Source organism: Alkalihalobacterium alkalinitrilicum (assembly GCF_002019605.1).
In the GTDB taxonomy this organism is placed as follows: Bacteria; Bacillota; Bacilli; order Bacillales; family Bacillaceae_F; genus Alkalihalobacterium; species Alkalihalobacterium alkalinitrilicum.
Map to the genome: position 1 here is coordinate 2782231 of NZ_KV917368.1, position 15209 is coordinate 2797439.

Consider the following 15209-nt stretch of genomic DNA (forward strand, 5'->3'; position numbering starts at 1 on the left):
AACTATGATACTGAAAACAACTAAAAAAAGACAATAGGATGCCCGGGAGATGTTTTACATTTTTTTACATCACCCTAAGGCATCCTCTTTTACTTCGTTAAATGCTATAATGCAGACTTCTGAACTAGCCCGTTTCTATTAGCTCGCAACCCCTTAGTACGTTTGAAACTTCTACCTGGTCTTATGGGAGTACGATTCCTTTTGATTTCGTCAAGCATTTGCTTATATAGCTTTTTACGTCGTCTTGGACTTTCCTCTAATATAATACGGACTAGATTAGCTTTCAGCTTACCGGTCAAAACGTTGGCGTTAGCTGTGTATTCATATTTTAGATCCTTTCCTTCTTGCTCTTTGGCAATCATTTCGTCAGCCTCTTGTTTAACTAGCGAGGCCATGTTTGCTAGAAACATGGTCGCATAAAAATCTTGTTCAACTGAAAGAGGAGTATCACCTGTAAACTTTTCAAGTTGAAGTTTATTTTTTAATTCATCATATTTTGTTTCAATTCTCCACCGCTTAAAATAGAGTGTTTTAAAATCCTGTATCCCAAATGTTTCATCTTCTATATTTGTGATGAGCAACTCATCTTCACCCGATGGCAGTGTAAACCGTATAGCCCTTAAGCGCATCACGCTCCCTTTTCTTTTAAGCTCAATTATTTGGTCAGGCACCGAAGATTTAATACTAGATTTATAATAATTGACAGGTGTTCTAATCATAAATTTTACATTTAATTCTATTAGATAAGCGAAAAAATCTAATGATGGATATCCTCGATCAAAAAGAAAAAGGTCGTTATTGTTCAAGTGATCTTTAAAGCTGTTCATCAGTTTGATAGCGACAGACCGTGCTCCATCTGTACATTTTGTAATCAAAGCCTTTACAATTAGATTATTTTCGGTATCATAGATACAGGATGCCATTGCGCGAGCCAGTTCTAAAGAACTGCCTTTCGAAACGCCAAAGGCATCCCTTAATCTTATGGAATTATTTATTTCCAAGATGGATGCATCGATAGCGAAAATACGAAACCCCATAAATTTTTTATAAGGATTTTCCTTGTAGTACCAATCCACAATGGTATCAAATAATTTTATAAATGCTGCCGGTTTAATCTTCTTTCTAGCCTCAGAAAACGCCTGTTTACTAATACTTTCCGTCCTATTTCCAAGAAGCTTAAAATAGTCATCCAGCTCAATCTGAAAGCTTTTTTTCACGAAATTGAGCATAAAAAGAATAGTGCTAAGAAAATTTAATTTGTGTCTCCCTTCACGAGTAAAATAGGTTGGTTTGGAACGTGATTCACACTTAAAAACATAGTCATGTAGGACGTTCTGGGTTACCTCTACAGCTTCTAAAAACAGGCTTTTTGCCACAAAAAATCACCACTTCATCGTTGATATACCAAAAAATGGTATTCAGGTCGATTATTGTGGTGATTTTGAAAAGTCAAGTGGTTTTTCGTGCTGTTAATAATATTTTTATGACAATCTTATCCATTTACATATTTTGTAATCTTAAGTTGATGACATTGGGGCCGACCCTAGTAATCCACTTGGCAGTCATTGGCTTGGACTCAATGTTCCAGGAACTAATAACTATATCTATGGGATACACGGCACAAATGACCCTTCTTCGATTGGAAAGCATGTCAGTCTCGGATGTATTCGAATGCAAAATGCAGACGTTCTTTGGATGTATAATAATATCCCCCTACAAACAACGGTTTATATTTTCAGTGAGTAATATCTTTATAAACAAAGCTTAGGCAATGCCCATGCTTTGTTTTTTTATTATATTAATGGAAATTTTCATGGAAGGTCACTACTCCCCCTTTTAGCGCACACAGACAATTCTATTTGAAATTCATATAGTATTACATGGGATTTTTCACCAACATTTGAAAGGATGTTCTCTATAATAAAAAAGTATCAAAAAGCAGCGAACATACGAAGCGCCAACCCAATTTCCTCATCTTAATGGTCGACCAAGAACGCTTCCCGTCAGTCTATGAAACCAAAGAATTAACAGAGTGGCGAAAAGAACATTTAGTAACACAAGAGTTATTACGTGAGAATGGTTTAGAGTTTTTAAATCATTATGCAGGGAGTACAGCATGTTCCCCTAAACTACATTACATTATGCAAGGATACAAAACCCTGAGATCGCCGCTGCACTAGAATCTCATCCAATTAATGAAGCAACAATTCCAAAACGGTCGAAACTCAAATTAGAAAATAATTTTCGTAAAAAACCAATGACTTCCTTACGACGAAAATATACGATGACGTCACAGGCTGCCCCCCTGGTTGGGAAGTTAGCGAACCAAATTGAGGAGTTTATAAGAACGGCAATTGGCATGAAAAAATACAGTAAAGGAACAATTAAAGAATTCCGATTTAGTCTAACTCGATTCTCCGTAGGTTGTCCTAACTGCCTTGAAAATGGCATAGAAACTTTACGTGGTCAAGACATTATTCGCTGGTTGAGCTCTCGTAGACAAGCTGGGATTTCTCAATGTACCATAGATAAAAACTTGTCTCACCTTCGGTCTTTTATTTCCTACGCCATGGAACGGGGCTGGCGGTCAGACAATCCAATGGAGGCACTAAAAATGGTACCTAAACAACCAAAAGAACAAGCTTACCTAACTGAAGATGAAATGATGAGATTACTATCTGCACCAGACCGATCTGAGCTAGAAGGATTTACTGATTATATGGCGCTTCTTGTTCTATATTCTACTGGTCTTCGTGTGGGAGAACTAAGTAATTTGAACATCGAAGACGTAGACATAAAAGAGGGCTGGGTCCATATTCGTGAAGGCAAAGGCCGTGACAGACAAATCGCCATTCCAAAAGCTGCTTTAAATGATTTCAAGCAATATCTTGGGTTGTACCGGAAGGAGAAATCTGGTCCATTCTTACTTAATTTAAAGGGAACTCGTATAAAGCCTTGGACCGTTACTAGACGTATTTGCCATTATGCAGAAGTCGCCAATATTCAAAAACCTGTAAGCCCACATACCATTCGTCATACCTTCACCGCCCACCTTATTAAACGTGGAGGCCGGATTGAAGTCATCGCAAAAGCTTTAGGGCATAAGACATTAGCTGAAACGAGTGCCTATGCTCATGCAGATTTTGAAGATCTCAGAAAAGCAGTCAGTTTATTACGTAAAAATATACCACCTTTGTCAGGAGAGAAAAAAGATGATGAATGAATCTACGATTCAAGAGTTTCTAGAATATGCACAAATGGTTCGAGGATGTCGTCCCAAAACCGCTGAAGCTTACGCCATTGATCTAAAAGTAATGAATACTTTCTGCACTATTTACTATCCACACGTGGATAATCCCTCTAAAGCTAAATTGGTTGTGGATTATATTCGTTATCTTCGCGTTGAGCGAAAAAATGCCTCAGCTGCGGTTGGTCGAAAGTTGGCAACTCTTTCAGCTTATATTGACTTTCTCATCCTGATGGAACTACTAGATTCAAAACAAGATCAACGTGAAAAATGGCCGAAACTACTAGATACACCAGAGCGTCTTCCAGTCGTACTTGAAAATAAAGAAATGCAGGATATTCTTTCTCAACCAGATACCACAACAATTCTTGGCCGTCGCGACCGAGCAATTCTTACATTAATTTATTCTGCCGGTTTACGCGTGAGTGAAATTTGTTCTTTGAAAGTGATAGACGTCAATTTCACTGAAAAACAAATCCTTATTTCTGGTAAAGGGGGACGTCAACGTTATGTGCCACTGGATTCCATCGTAGAAGAGGCTCTTGATGAGTACTTAGGATCTAGAACTAGCGAGATTCCTGAACTCTTTGTAAGCAAAAAAGGTGGTCCCCTCACTCCTCGTGCGATCCAATACATGGTTAAAAAATATGCAGAAGGAGCTAATATTGATAAGAATGTGACTCCACATAAATTGCGGCACACTTGTGCTACGCACCTTCTTCAAGATGGGGCTCATTTGGTGTCCATTCAAAAATTACTTGGACATAAAAGTTTATCTACAACTCAAATCTATTTACATATCACAATTACTGATTTAAAAGAACTTTCAAAGCAACACCCTATGAGAAAAATGCGCACCATTATGGGGCTAAAGGGAGACCCCATCAGTTCTTTTCAGACACCTTACGGTATTCGAACAGGTACTTAACAAAATAAATAGTAATCATGCGATAGAGTTAGCATTTAACAGTATTTTAGTAGTTTTTTCACCTTAAAGGTTGTATTTGGCCCTAAATTAATGTCGCTAAATCTCTCTAGGTCGATATCTACTATCCATCGATAACCTTCTTTAATATACTTCCTAGCTTGACGAACGGCATCATGACCTCTCTTGTTGGGACGGAAACCGTAACTCTGTTGAGAGAACGTTGGGTCATAAATTCTATTCAATGTTTGTGCAATAGCTTGTTGTAAGAAACGGTCTATCACTGTCGGAATTCCTAACTTCCTTACCCCACCGTTTGGTTTCGGGATTTCGACTCGACGGACAGGTTGTGGTTGATAGGTACCTTCTTCGAGTTGCACTCGTAAGGATGACCAGTGTTTCATGAAATGAGGTCGTAGGTTTTGTACGTTCATTCCATCTACACCGTGACTTCCTTTATTACGCTCCACTCTCTCGAGTGCGCTTAATAAGTTTTGATGTGATAGTACTCGTTCTAACATTGATATCAGTCTCCTACGTGAATTAGTCTATCTTCTTGTGTGGTGTTAACTTTCAGCCCTTCTAATGTCCCCCGTGAAATTCATCACTTCCTCCATTAGGAAGGTTCTATGTTTCTGCTTCATTAAGTTACACGTACGCCAAGCGCTAATTCTTCTTAAATGATTCAGCCCTTCCCTTAATTTCTAGAAAATTAAGGTACTATGGCTTCTGCTGACTTCTGACTGTTCAGCTATTTATCACTAAATAGGTTACCAAGTGTGCTTGGCGTATCAGTCAGACCTCCCCAGGAAGAATGCAATCTTTCCCTCCACCTATCTGCTTCATTTACTCTGTATCACCTTTGACAGAAAGGACTTTGTTTTGTTTTGCAAACTCATCCAATGATACCTAGCCTGATATGAAGTTCGTGTCCCTCAGACCGGAGGTTTGCCGCTCGCTTCCTTCAGATTCCACGTCACCATGGACACCCTTGCGTTAAGCTAACTGCTACTTCTGCCTTCACAGCTCGGGACTTTCACCCTAGAGATTGCACCCATGCTGGGCGCACAAAAAGAACTGCTCAAGTTAATTTAACTCGAACAGTTCTTTCTCATCCTTTTTATTTTACTTCTAAGATTTCAACTTTCATTTCTCCAGCTGGTGTGTTAACGGTTACTTTCTCACCAACTGATTTTCCAAGTAAGCTTTGTGCCATTGGAGAGTCGTTAGAGATCTTACCTTCAAAAGGATCCGACTCAGCACTACCAACAATAGTATATTCTTCTTCGTCTCCATCAGGAAGTTCTACAAAGCGAACTGTTTTTCCTAAAGAAACGACAGAACTGTTTGTATCATCATCTTTAATAATAACGGCATTGCGAATCATTTTTTCTAATTGAGAAATTCGACCTTCTACAAATGCTTGCTCTTCTTTTGCTGAATCGTACTCAGAGTTCTCAGAAAGATCACCGAAGCTGCGTGCCACTTTTATACGTTCAACCACTTCTTTACGCTTCTCTGTTTTTAGAAACTCAATTTCCTCTTCTAACTTTTGCTTCCCTTCAAGGGTCATATAATGTTTTTTCTCTTCAGCCATGACGTTCACTCCTCTTTCCTACAAAAAAAGTATATTACTTTATGAAATACATTTTCAAAATCAGGCTATGTAAAAGAAAAGCAAGGCAATGATTACCTCGCTTTTCTTTATCCCATTAGTACTTCAAAGCCTCATTAAAGATACTCTTATAGTATAAACAAAAACAACGTATCCTGCTATGCTGTTATGATAACTTTTTACATTTTTTCTTAGATTTACTTTTGCTCAGTGAAATAGGATTGAGCTTCAATGATAGAACGGATTTTTGTTACCATTAAATCAATAGCGACTCGATTTTGTCCACCTTCTGGAATAATAATGTCTGCATAACGTTTTGTTGGTTCAATAAACTGTAAATGCATCGGTCTCACAACGGTCGTATATTGTTCAATAACCGAATTTAAAGTTCTACCTCGATCTTGAATGTCTCGCGATAACCTTCGTAAAATACGAATATCTGCATCTGTATCCACAAACACTTTAATGTCCATAAGGTCACGAAGACGTTTGTCTTCTAGTATTAATATTCCTTCTAATATGATTACATCTTTGGAACTTCAATCGATTGTCCTTCTTGAAGCTTTTGGAGCTGTTTTATGAGTAAATCATTATCAAATGCTAATGGATGATCATAATTCGTACATAGCCTTTCTTCCATGGATAAGTGACTTTGATCTTTATAATATGCATCTTGTTCAATTAATACTATTGATTTTTCATTAAATTGGTGAAAAATTTCCTTTGCAACGGTTGTTTTTCCAGATCCTGTTCCGCCTGCAACACCAATTATTATCGGCTTTTGTTTCATTATTTAACCTCTTTACGCATCATATTCCAAGGATAGACAGGTTGTTTCGTTTTTATCTTTACAATTTGTAGCGGGTGACGGGCTGCATCTAATTCATTTCCGTCTTCATCCCAAATTGTATCGACAGTTTGAACAAAGTTTTCAATTTCTGGACCAAAGAACTCGATTTCATCACCTGGTTTAAAGTGATTTCTTTGTTGTAACGTTACAATACCCGTCTTATCATCATAGTCTAATACAAGACCTGCAAAATCATACGTCGTGCGTTTCGGATGAATACCATACATTTGTTCTTTAAAAGTTGGCGTTTCTTCAAAAAACTGTGGGGCAAAGTCACGGTTTGCACATTTCTCTAGTTCCTCTAACCACTCTTGTTTAATTACGAAGTTGTCTGGGTCTTCACAATATGCATCAATCACTTTACGATAAACGGACGTCACTGTCGCTACATAATGAATTGATTTCATTCGCCCTTCAACTTTAAGACTATCGATACCTGCTTCTATTAATTGTGGAATCGATTGTAGTAAATTTAAATCTTTTGGACTCATTGTATATTGAGTGTCATTTTCCGCAAATAGCGGAATTTCTTTCACAAGCCCTTTTCCTTCTTCTTGTTGTTCGAATAAATCATAATCCCAACGACAGGATTGACAGCAACCGCCACGGTTGGAATCTCGCGCTGTCATATGGTTACTTAATACACAGCGGCCAGAATAGGCAATACACATTGCACCGTGGATAAATGTTTCAATTTCAATATCAACGTGTTTTTTCATTTCCAACATTTCTTCAAGACCTACTTCTCTAGCGAGTACGACACGTTCTAAGCCTTGTTCTTTCCAAAACTTTACTGCTAACCAGTTGCTTAAAGATTGTTGAGTGGATAAATGAACTTCAACATTTGGTGCGACACGACGACACGTTTCAATAATCAACGGGTCCGCTACGATAATCCCTGCTACTCCAACTTCTTGTAATCCTTCTAAATATTCTTCTAATCCATCCATATTTTCATTATGGGCAAAAATATTAGTCGTTACATAGACTTTGGCTCCATAACGCTTCGCAAATTCTACCCCTTCGCGCATTTCTTCTTTTGAAAAGTTATCGGCATTCGAGCGTAATCCGAACTCTTGTCCACCAATGAATACCGCATCTGCTCCGTATCGAACGGCAATTTTTAATTTTTCTAAGTTTCCTGCTGGGGCAAGTAGCTCAGGCTTTTTCGTGATAACTCTTTTTCCAGTTTCATTAATTTCTGAAATAGCTTGCATTTTGTTTCCCTCCTTAATACACTGTTTCTTTAAAGAAGAAGCCTGTGTCAATATCACGGTTTTTGGGTTGAATTTCGCGAATTTTCTCTACAAATTCTTCCTTTTTCTCGGCATATGCATCTTCATCTGTTAAATATAAGTGAATTGCTTCATGATAAAGTTGAGTCACTTTTTCCATATATTCCGTACTTTTTAAAATCCCATCAATTTTAAACGAGTCGACTTCAGCATCGATCATTTCTTCTAATTCATCAATAATACAAATATCTTTCGGACTCATAATATGGGTACCATTTTGATCTTCGTATATCGGATATTTCGCATTTCTTTCTTTATCAAATAAAAACATTTGACGTTCTTTATCTGTTTTTTCTATCGAAAGATTTTTCCCTTGATATTCAAAATAGTTTCCAACTAATGAACGCTTCGATTGGAACATATTCGTCATTCCATGCACTTGTACTTCAATCTCAACTTCCGCATTTTCCTTAGTTTCAACGATTGCATCCATATTAATTTCACGGGCAAGTACGGCTCGTTTCGCCCCTTGTCTTCCCCAATAATTAGCTGTGTACCAGTTCGTTGCAATCGTTTCAGGATTCCAGTGAAGCTTCATGTTTGGCGCGACATCACGGGCTATCATTAATAATGCTGGGTCACCGAATACAATTGCATCTACATCTATCTCTTTAAGAAACTTCATATAATCGGAAACATCACCAAGATGCTCATTATGAAAAATCGCATTCATCGCTACATATACTTTGACTCCCTGCGCTTTCGTAATTTCATTGACCTTCTTTATATCTTCTCTATTAAATTCCCCTGCTAAACGTAATCCAAAGCGTTGTTCACCAATTAATACCGCATCTGCACCAGCTTTTATTAATCGCTCAACAGCTTCAACATTATTTGGGGTTACTAAAATTTCTGGTTTTTTCCCCATGTCTTACACCTACTTTACTTTTTTATAGATAGGGCAATGCCATCTCCTATAGGCAAAATGGTCGTTGTAAATTGCTCATTTTTCATCAACCATTCATTATATCGACGGAGTTTTCTAGCCATGCCTGCATGATTTTTATTTTCGATACTTTCTTCAGCCACCAAGCCACGAAAAAGTATATTATCAGATATGATGAGCCCTCCTGAACGAACAAACGGCTCATAGATATGAAAAAAATTTTCATATTGCCCTTTAGCAGCATCAATAAATAATACATCAAATGGGGCATAAAATTCAAGTTGTTCGCCTACTTGTAAAGCATCTCCAAAAATGACATCTATTCGATTACCTAAATTCGCTCGTTCAATATAATGTAACGCTTGACTATACCGATGTTCATCTCGTTCAATTGTGACTACTTTTACATTTTCTAAAGCTTGTGCCATTCGAATAGCAGAGTAGCCGATCGCTGTTCCAATTTCAAGAATGGAATGAGGTTGGTTCATTCTTAGAAGTTGTAACATGGCTTCAATACCAACTAACTCCATAATCGGTACTTGCTGATCTCTAGCTAGTTGCTCCATTTCTGTGAGCAGATCATTTCGGTTAGGAATCAGCGATTCAATATACGTATTTATTTTATGATCATTAGGAAGCATTACTTTTCCTCCTTAGTGTGCCTCACTCTATAACGCTTTATTTTACCATAATCAACAGTTAATCGTGAAATATACTTATTCCACAAAAAATTAAAACAATCCTATATATAGAAGGAAAAACACTAGCATCATATAATGATCCTAGTGTTTCCTATAGAAATTCGTTTCGCTCTTATTATTCATCTTCTCCGCTTTCTTCCGATTGTGCAGCTTCAGCCCATTCATGTCTATACTGTTGGTGAATACGGTTATGTTCCTCATACGTTTTGGAATACAAAACGTCTCCACCGTATCTCGCATAAAAGTATAAATAATCAATTTCTTCTGGTTCAAATGCAGCCTTTATCGAAGCTTCTCCAGGGTTAGCCACTGGTCCAATTGGAATTCCTGCATACATATACGTATTGTACGGTGAGTCTACTCTTGTCTGTGCGATAGAGGTCATATATAGATGTTCACCGATCGCATAAGCAACCGTAGGATCAACTTGCAACCTCATATTACGGTCTAGTCGATTGTACAATACGCCAGATATCTTATAACGGTCTTCTTCTTTTTGTGCTTCTCGTTCAATAATTGAAGCTAATGTTAGAGTTTCATGGATCGAATACGGGTGATCTGGATAATACCCCATATACGTTGTAACGACTTTATCTGTCCGTTCAATCATCGATTCAATAATTACTTCAATAGAAACATCTTCTTCAAGGAAATCATATCGTGCTGGGAATAAATACCCTTCCAACGGGTGACGAATACCCTCTGTTAATATATCCTCCGTTAACACATCATAATTTTCAATTAACTTATTTAGGTATTCTTCATCACTTAACGTCTCGATAATTGTTTCTTCCTCGTGGTCTGTATTTTGGGCAATAATCCGTGCTACATTTACTAACCACAATCCCTCAGGCACTGTAAAAACAAGATCTGCATCTTGCATCATTCGCCCTTCTTTTAATTCATCAATAATTTCATCTAATGTCATTGCTTTGGATAGCTCGTAGTTCCCAGCTTGAAAGCCAGTTTCATTTTTGTATCTTACATAATAACGAAAGAATAAGCCATTTTTAATGACCCCTTCATCTTCTAAAATTCTTCCGATTTGCGTACTTGATGAACCAATTGGAATTTCGACAGCTACCATTTCTATACTTTCATCATCCATAGGCCCTAGAGCTGATTTAATATATATATAACCAAATGCTAATGCTGATATAAAAATAAAAAATATAATTGCGACACTTATAAGTACAATTTTTCGGACAATTTTTGCCCTCCGGACTTTCTCAGCATACTTCTCTAGTTGGTTATCTTTTGAATCACTCACAGTTCATCCTCCTTTCACCTTCACCATTATACTACAAAACAATGCATAATTCGTGAAAAATAGACAGATTTTATTCCGAAAGGCGAAAGGCGTCTGCCTGACTCCGAAAAGCCAATGTTCTGTCTAATGCAAAGTCCGCTTTTTGACTTTTGTCCTGAAAGGTTATATAGCCGCAATTAACTAAGTTATGTGCAATTCAAAATGTCCAAACTTTCACATATTAACAATATATTACCTAGCTATACAACCATATGCTTTTAACTCCATAAAAAAACAGGGCCACTTTCGCCCTGTTTCAATTTGCTTATTCCTCGTCGTCTTGTTCTTCAACGAATGTATTGAGCATTTCCTCAACCATTGCCCATTCTTCGTCAGTTTCGATAGGCATTAACGCAAGATCACTTCCGTCGTCGCCTTCTTTGTCCTCATATTGAAATGCAATGACTTCTTGCATATCATCATCTTCGTCATCCTCTTCACTGTCTCCAACGGGAACGAGAAGAATATAAGACTTCCCAGTTTCATCTACTGTAAACTTAAATAGTTCTTCAAATAGATGCTCATCTCCATTTTCATCTGGGATAATAATTCGTTCTCTTTCTTCTTGTGTCATGGTACACCTCTTCAATTAATTTGATTTACTGTCTAAGTAACCTTGTAAGATCATGACAGCAGCCATCTTATCAATGACTTTTTTTCGCTTTTTTCGGCTAACATCCGCTGAAATTAACATTCTTTCAGCTGCAACCGTCGTAAGACGCTCGTCCCATAAGATAACAGGGCAGTCAACATTCTCTTTTATTACTTCTGCGAATTGTTGACATGCCTCTCCACTTGGTCCGATGGTTCCGTTCATATTTTTAGGCAATCCAACAACGATAGCTCCAACATTGTACTCTTTAGCAAGATTTACAATATAGTTTGTATCCGCTGTCTGGTCATCCTCTTTTCGTCTGTACGTTTCAATGCCCTGAGCTGTCCACCCTAATTCATCACTAATAGCAATTCCAATCGTTTTAGTGCCTACATCTAAGCCTAAAATTCTCATTACTTCTCCTCTTGGTGCTGTGACAAATAAGACTTTACTAGCTCCTCAATCAATTCATCGCGCTCTAACTTACGAATAATCGACCTGGCATCCTTGTGTCTTGGAATGTATGCAGGGTCACCAGATAATAGATATCCAACAATTTGATTGATTGGGTGATAACCTTTCTCCTCAAGGGCTTCATAAACCGTTAGCAGCACTTCGCGGACATCGACATCAACCGTATCATCTTGAATATTAAACTTCATCGTATTGTCCATTGAGCCCATCACAAACACCTCTTTCTATACTGCCTATTTCCATGAGTAATCATACCCATAGCATGTTTGATTTCATTGTACACTATATTTTCCTTTTTAGGAAATTGATTTTAAATATTCTTCCACATAATTTAATGCACTTTCAAGCTTTTCTGGATCTTTACCACCTGCTTGTGCCATATCAGGACGGCCACCACCGCCACCGCCACAACGAGTAGCAACCTCTTTCACGAGTTTTCCAGCATGGAACCCTTTTTCCACAAGGTCTTTTGAAACTCCAGCCACGATGTTAACTTTACCATTACTCGCAGCTCCGAGTACGATTACTCCTGATGTGATTTTATCCTTCAGTGTATCCATAATTCCACGTAAATTATCCATATCAGTTGCTTGAACTTGCTTAATTAGTGCTTTAGTTCCAGCAATTTCTGTAACCTCATTTACAAGACTACCTGCTTCCATATTTCCTAGCTTCGCATTTAATGATTCATTTTCACGCTGAAGATCACGAATTTGTTGTTGCATCGTTTGGAAACGTTGTGGAACATCTTTTATATTTTTTGCCTTTACCAACTCAGCCGCATTGCGCAATAAATCGAGCTGACCATTCATAAATTCATACGCACCTTGACCTGTTACAGCTTCTATTCTTCTAACTCCAGCTCCAATTCCAGACTCAGAGATAATTTTAAATAAGCCAATTTCAGCCGTGTTCTTCACATGACATCCACCACAAAGCTCGATGCTGTATTCGCCCACTTGGACTACACGAACGACGTTACCATACTTTTCACCGAAAAGTGCCATCGCTCCCATTGCTTTAGCTTCTTCAATATTTTTGCTCATAATATTGACTGAAATCGCATTCCAAATCTTTTCGTTTACAATCTCTTCAATTCGCGTTAACTCTTCGCCTGTTACTTGTCCAAAGTGAGAAAAGTCAAAACGCAATCTTTCTTCAGAAACTAAAGATCCTGCCTGATTCACATGTTCTCCAAGTACATCTTTTAAAGCACGATGCAAAAGATGTGTTGCAGTATGGTTTTTGACAATTCCATTTCGACTTGTCTCTAAAACAACCGCTTCTACTTTAGCACCTTTTTTCAGTGTACCTTCTACCACTTTTACGAAGTGTAAATGCTGCCCATTTGGCGCTTTTTGTACATCTTCAACATGAACGACAACACCATCAGCTGTTAGAACACCTGTATCAGCTACTTGTCCACCACTTTCAGCATAAAATGGTGTAACATCTAAGATTACTTGAATTGTTTCATTAGAAGTTCCCGCAAAATCAGTTAATGCTTTATCTTTTATAATGACTTCAACTGTTGCATTTGTAGATAATTGTTCATAACCGATAAATTTGCTTTCTGCTTTTAACTCTCCTAATACTTGGTCTTGAACTTGCATCGAGGCCCCTTCTTGGCGAGCTGCACGAGCACGTTCTCTTTGACCCTCCATTGCTAATTCAAAACCTTCACGATCAATTACGAGTCCTTTTTCTTCAACGTATTCTTCGGTAAGGTCAACTGGAAATCCGTAAGTATCATATAAACGGAACACGTCTTTACCAGAAATCGTCGTTTCGCCTTTACTCTCAGCTTCTGCGAGAATTTTGGAGAGAATCGTAAGTCCTTCATGAAGGGTTTCATGAAAACGTTCTTCTTCATTCTTTATCACTTTCTGAATAAAGTCTGTTTTTTCTTTTACCTCTGGGTAGAAGTCAACCATGATTTCTCCAACGATCGGGACAAGTTCATACATAAATGGCTTTTCGATTTGAATAAGCTTTGCATAGCGTACGGCACGACGAAGAAGACGACGTAATACATATCCTCGGCCTTCATTCGAAGGAAGTGCACCATCTCCAACCGCAAATGTTACTGTTCGTATGTGGTCGGCAATCACTTTAAAAGAAACATCTGTTTCTGTATTCTGGCCATACTTCACACCCGAAATTTCTTCAGTTGCACGTATAATCGGCATAAAAAGGTCCGTATCAAAGTTCGTTTCTACATCTTGAATAACTGAAACTAATCTTTCTAATCCTGCTCCAGTATCAATATTCTTTTTAGGAAGTGGTGTATAGGTACCATCAGGATTATGATTAAATTGTGAAAACACTAAGTTCCAGACTTCAAGATAACGATCATTTTCTCCACCTGGATATAGCTCTGGGTCGTTTTCATCATTACCATACTTTGGCCCTCGATCATAGAAAATTTCTGTATTTGGACCACTTGGACCTTCACCAATATCCCAGAAGTTCCCTTCAAGACGAATAATTCGTTCTTCTGGAATACCGATTTTCTGCTTCCAAAAGTTATATGCCTCCTGATCTTCTGGATGAACAGTAACCGATAAGCGCTCTGGATCAAACCCAATCCATTTTTCGCTCGTTAAAAATTCCCATGCAAAATCAATCGCTTCTTCCTTAAAGTAGTCCCCGATAGAAAAATTCCCTAACATTTCAAAGAATGTATGATGTCGTGCTGTTTTCCCGACGTTCTCGATATCATTTGTACGAATTGACTTTTGTGCATTTGTTATTCTTGGATTCTCAGGAATAACACGACCATCAAAGTATTTTTTCAATGTTGCTACCCCACTGTTAATCCATAATAGGGACGGGTCATCGATAGGGACTAACGATGCACTTGGTTCAACATCATGACCTTTCTCCTTGAAAAAATCTAAATACATTTGACGAACTTGAGCAGAAGTTAACTTCTTCACTATGTATTCCTCCTTAATTCTCGTTAATCATCGTAACCAAAAAAAGTAAAAAATAACCATAAAAAGCATAATCGCACGTGGTCGTATATCTACCGAATTGGACGACGATTCGTTATTTGGGGTTTTACAGCCTAAATTAGTTTAGAAATGTTACAGTAAGGGATCTGGTGTCCGTTTTTAAATGAATACTAACTGTCTTTATGTAAATCACGGAAAGTATGTCTGCAAGCCAACCACCAACCCACTGACTCAGTGGATGGGCATAATAAAAAAACTCTCATCCCTAAAAAAAGGGACGAGAGTTATATTCACGCGGTACCACCCTAGTTATGGACAGTAATCTGGCCATCACCTCAAATGCTTTAACGCAGCA

The 15209-nt window shown here is 37.9% G+C and carries 14 protein-coding genes, 2 pseudogenes and 1 other annotated feature (1 of these 17 running past the window's edge); of the genes and pseudogenes, 4 read left to right on the forward strand and 12 right to left on the reverse strand.

What is annotated here, in order from left to right; all coding sequences use genetic code 11:
• Positions 1 to 104: 104 nt before the first annotated feature.
• Positions 105 to 1376 carry an IS4 family transposase gene (locus BK574_RS13360; RefSeq protein ID WP_078428951.1) on the reverse strand — a complete coding sequence of 424 codons (1272 nt, stop codon included), beginning with the start codon at positions 1374 to 1376 and terminating at the stop codon, positions 105 to 107.
• Positions 1377 to 1530: 154 nt separating this feature from the next.
• Here BK574_RS13360 and BK574_RS28830 point away from each other — a divergent pair, with 154 nt between their 5' ends.
• From BK574_RS28830 to xerA, 4 genes are all read left to right on the forward strand, one after another.
• Complete coding sequence (locus BK574_RS28830; protein WP_078430861.1) at positions 1531 to 1746, forward strand: L,D-transpeptidase; 216 nt, start codon at positions 1531 to 1533, stop codon at positions 1744 to 1746.
• A 233-nt stretch (positions 1747 to 1979) separates the two neighbouring features.
• Positions 1980 to 2180, forward strand: a complete 201-nt coding sequence (locus tag BK574_RS27550; RefSeq protein WP_158211652.1) for a hypothetical protein — start codon at positions 1980 to 1982, stop codon at positions 2178 to 2180.
• Positions 2181 to 2257: 77 nt separating this feature from the next.
• The gene (locus tag BK574_RS13370) at positions 2258 to 3223 is read left to right on the forward strand and encodes a tyrosine-type recombinase/integrase (protein ID WP_078428952.1); all 966 of its coding nucleotides are present in this window, start codon (positions 2258 to 2260) and stop codon (positions 3221 to 3223) included.
• Positions 3213 to 4175, forward strand: coding sequence for a site-specific tyrosine recombinase/integron integrase (gene xerA, locus BK574_RS13375; protein ID WP_158211653.1), 963 nt, complete (start codon positions 3213 to 3215; stop codon positions 4173 to 4175). Before BK574_RS13370 ends, xerA begins: the two co-directional genes overlap by 11 nt.
• A 92-nt stretch (positions 4176 to 4267) precedes the next feature.
• On the opposite strand, the pseudogene BK574_RS13380 reads toward xerA, so the two are convergent.
• The 11 genes and pseudogenes from BK574_RS13380 to alaS all read right to left on the reverse strand — a co-directional run.
• Positions 4268 to 4693, reverse strand: a pseudogene (locus BK574_RS13380) (reverse transcriptase domain-containing protein); the annotation flags it as partial.
• Positions 4694 to 5292: 599 nt separating this feature from the next.
• Positions 5293 to 5769 carry a transcription elongation factor GreA gene (gene greA, locus BK574_RS13390; protein ID WP_075386769.1) on the reverse strand — a complete coding sequence of 159 codons (477 nt, stop codon included), beginning with the start codon at positions 5767 to 5769 and terminating at the stop codon, positions 5293 to 5295.
• A 215-nt stretch (positions 5770 to 5984) separates the two neighbouring features.
• Positions 5985 to 6577: pseudogene (locus BK574_RS13395) on the reverse strand (uridine-cytidine kinase).
• Positions 6577 to 7854 carry a peptidase U32 family protein gene (locus BK574_RS13400; RefSeq protein WP_075386767.1) on the reverse strand — a complete coding sequence of 426 codons (1278 nt, stop codon included), beginning with the start codon at positions 7852 to 7854 and terminating at the stop codon, positions 6577 to 6579. Before BK574_RS13400 ends, BK574_RS13395 begins: the two are co-directional and overlap by 1 nt.
• 13 nt (positions 7855 to 7867) lie before the next feature.
• Positions 7868 to 8800, reverse strand: a complete 933-nt coding sequence (locus BK574_RS13405) for a peptidase U32 family protein (RefSeq protein ID WP_075386766.1) — start codon at positions 8798 to 8800, stop codon at positions 7868 to 7870.
• Positions 8801 to 8814: 14 nt separating this feature from the next.
• The gene (locus BK574_RS13410) at positions 8815 to 9459 is read right to left on the reverse strand and encodes an O-methyltransferase (RefSeq protein ID WP_078428955.1); all 645 of its coding nucleotides are present in this window, start codon (positions 9457 to 9459) and stop codon (positions 8815 to 8817) included.
• 175 nt (positions 9460 to 9634) lie between these two features.
• Entirely contained in the window at positions 9635 to 10789 is a 1155-nt protein-coding gene (gene mltG, locus BK574_RS13415) for an endolytic transglycosylase MltG (protein WP_078428956.1), read from the reverse strand.
• A 304-nt stretch (positions 10790 to 11093) separates the two neighbouring features.
• The gene (locus BK574_RS13420; RefSeq protein ID WP_075386763.1) at positions 11094 to 11402 is read right to left on the reverse strand and encodes a DUF1292 domain-containing protein; all 309 of its coding nucleotides are present in this window, start codon (positions 11400 to 11402) and stop codon (positions 11094 to 11096) included.
• A gap of 15 nt (positions 11403 to 11417) precedes the next feature.
• Positions 11418 to 11837, reverse strand: a complete 420-nt coding sequence (gene ruvX / locus BK574_RS13425; RefSeq protein ID WP_078428957.1) for a Holliday junction resolvase RuvX — start codon at positions 11835 to 11837, stop codon at positions 11418 to 11420.
• A complete protein-coding gene (locus tag BK574_RS13430) occupies positions 11837 to 12106 on the reverse strand; it encodes an IreB family regulatory phosphoprotein (RefSeq protein ID WP_078428958.1) in 270 nt (89 codons plus the stop codon). The genes ruvX and BK574_RS13430 overlap by 1 nt, the downstream gene beginning before the upstream one ends.
• Positions 12107 to 12193: 87 nt before the next feature.
• Positions 12194 to 14836: an alanine--tRNA ligase gene (gene alaS, locus BK574_RS13435; protein WP_078428959.1), complete on the reverse strand. Its 2643-nt coding sequence runs from the start codon at positions 14834 to 14836 to the stop codon at positions 12194 to 12196.
• Positions 14837 to 15124: 288 nt separating this feature from the next.
• Positions 15125 to 15209 (reverse strand) — a binding site (T-box leader) (it continues 124 nt past the right edge of the window).

Coding starts and splice junctions, on each gene's coding strand:
- BK574_RS27550 (WP_158211652.1), top strand. CDS start 1,980: ATGGTCGACCAAGAACGCTTCCCGTCAGTCTATGAAACCAAAGAATTA.
- BK574_RS13370 (WP_078428952.1), top strand. CDS start 2,258: ATGACTTCCTTACGACGAAAATATACGATGACGTCACAGGCTGCCCCC.
- xerA (WP_158211653.1), top strand. CDS start 3,213: ATGATGAATGAATCTACGATTCAAGAGTTTCTAGAATATGCACAAATG.
- greA (WP_075386769.1), bottom strand. CDS start 5,769: ATGGCTGAAGAGAAAAAACATTATATGACCCTTGAAGGGAAGCAAAAG.
- BK574_RS13400 (WP_075386767.1), bottom strand. CDS start 7,854: ATGCAAGCTATTTCAGAAATTAATGAAACTGGAAAAAGAGTTATCACG.
- BK574_RS13405 (WP_075386766.1), bottom strand. CDS start 8,800: ATGGGGAAAAAACCAGAAATTTTAGTAACCCCAAATAATGTTGAAGCT.
- BK574_RS13410 (WP_078428955.1), bottom strand. CDS start 9,459: ATGCTTCCTAATGATCATAAAATAAATACGTATATTGAATCGCTGATT.
- BK574_RS13420 (WP_075386763.1), bottom strand. CDS start 11,402: ATGACACAAGAAGAAAGAGAACGAATTATTATCCCAGATGAAAATGGA.
- ruvX (WP_078428957.1), bottom strand. CDS start 11,837: ATGAGAATTTTAGGCTTAGATGTAGGCACTAAAACGATTGGAATTGCT.
- BK574_RS13430 (WP_078428958.1), bottom strand. CDS start 12,106: ATGGGCTCAATGGACAATACGATGAAGTTTAATATTCAAGATGATACG.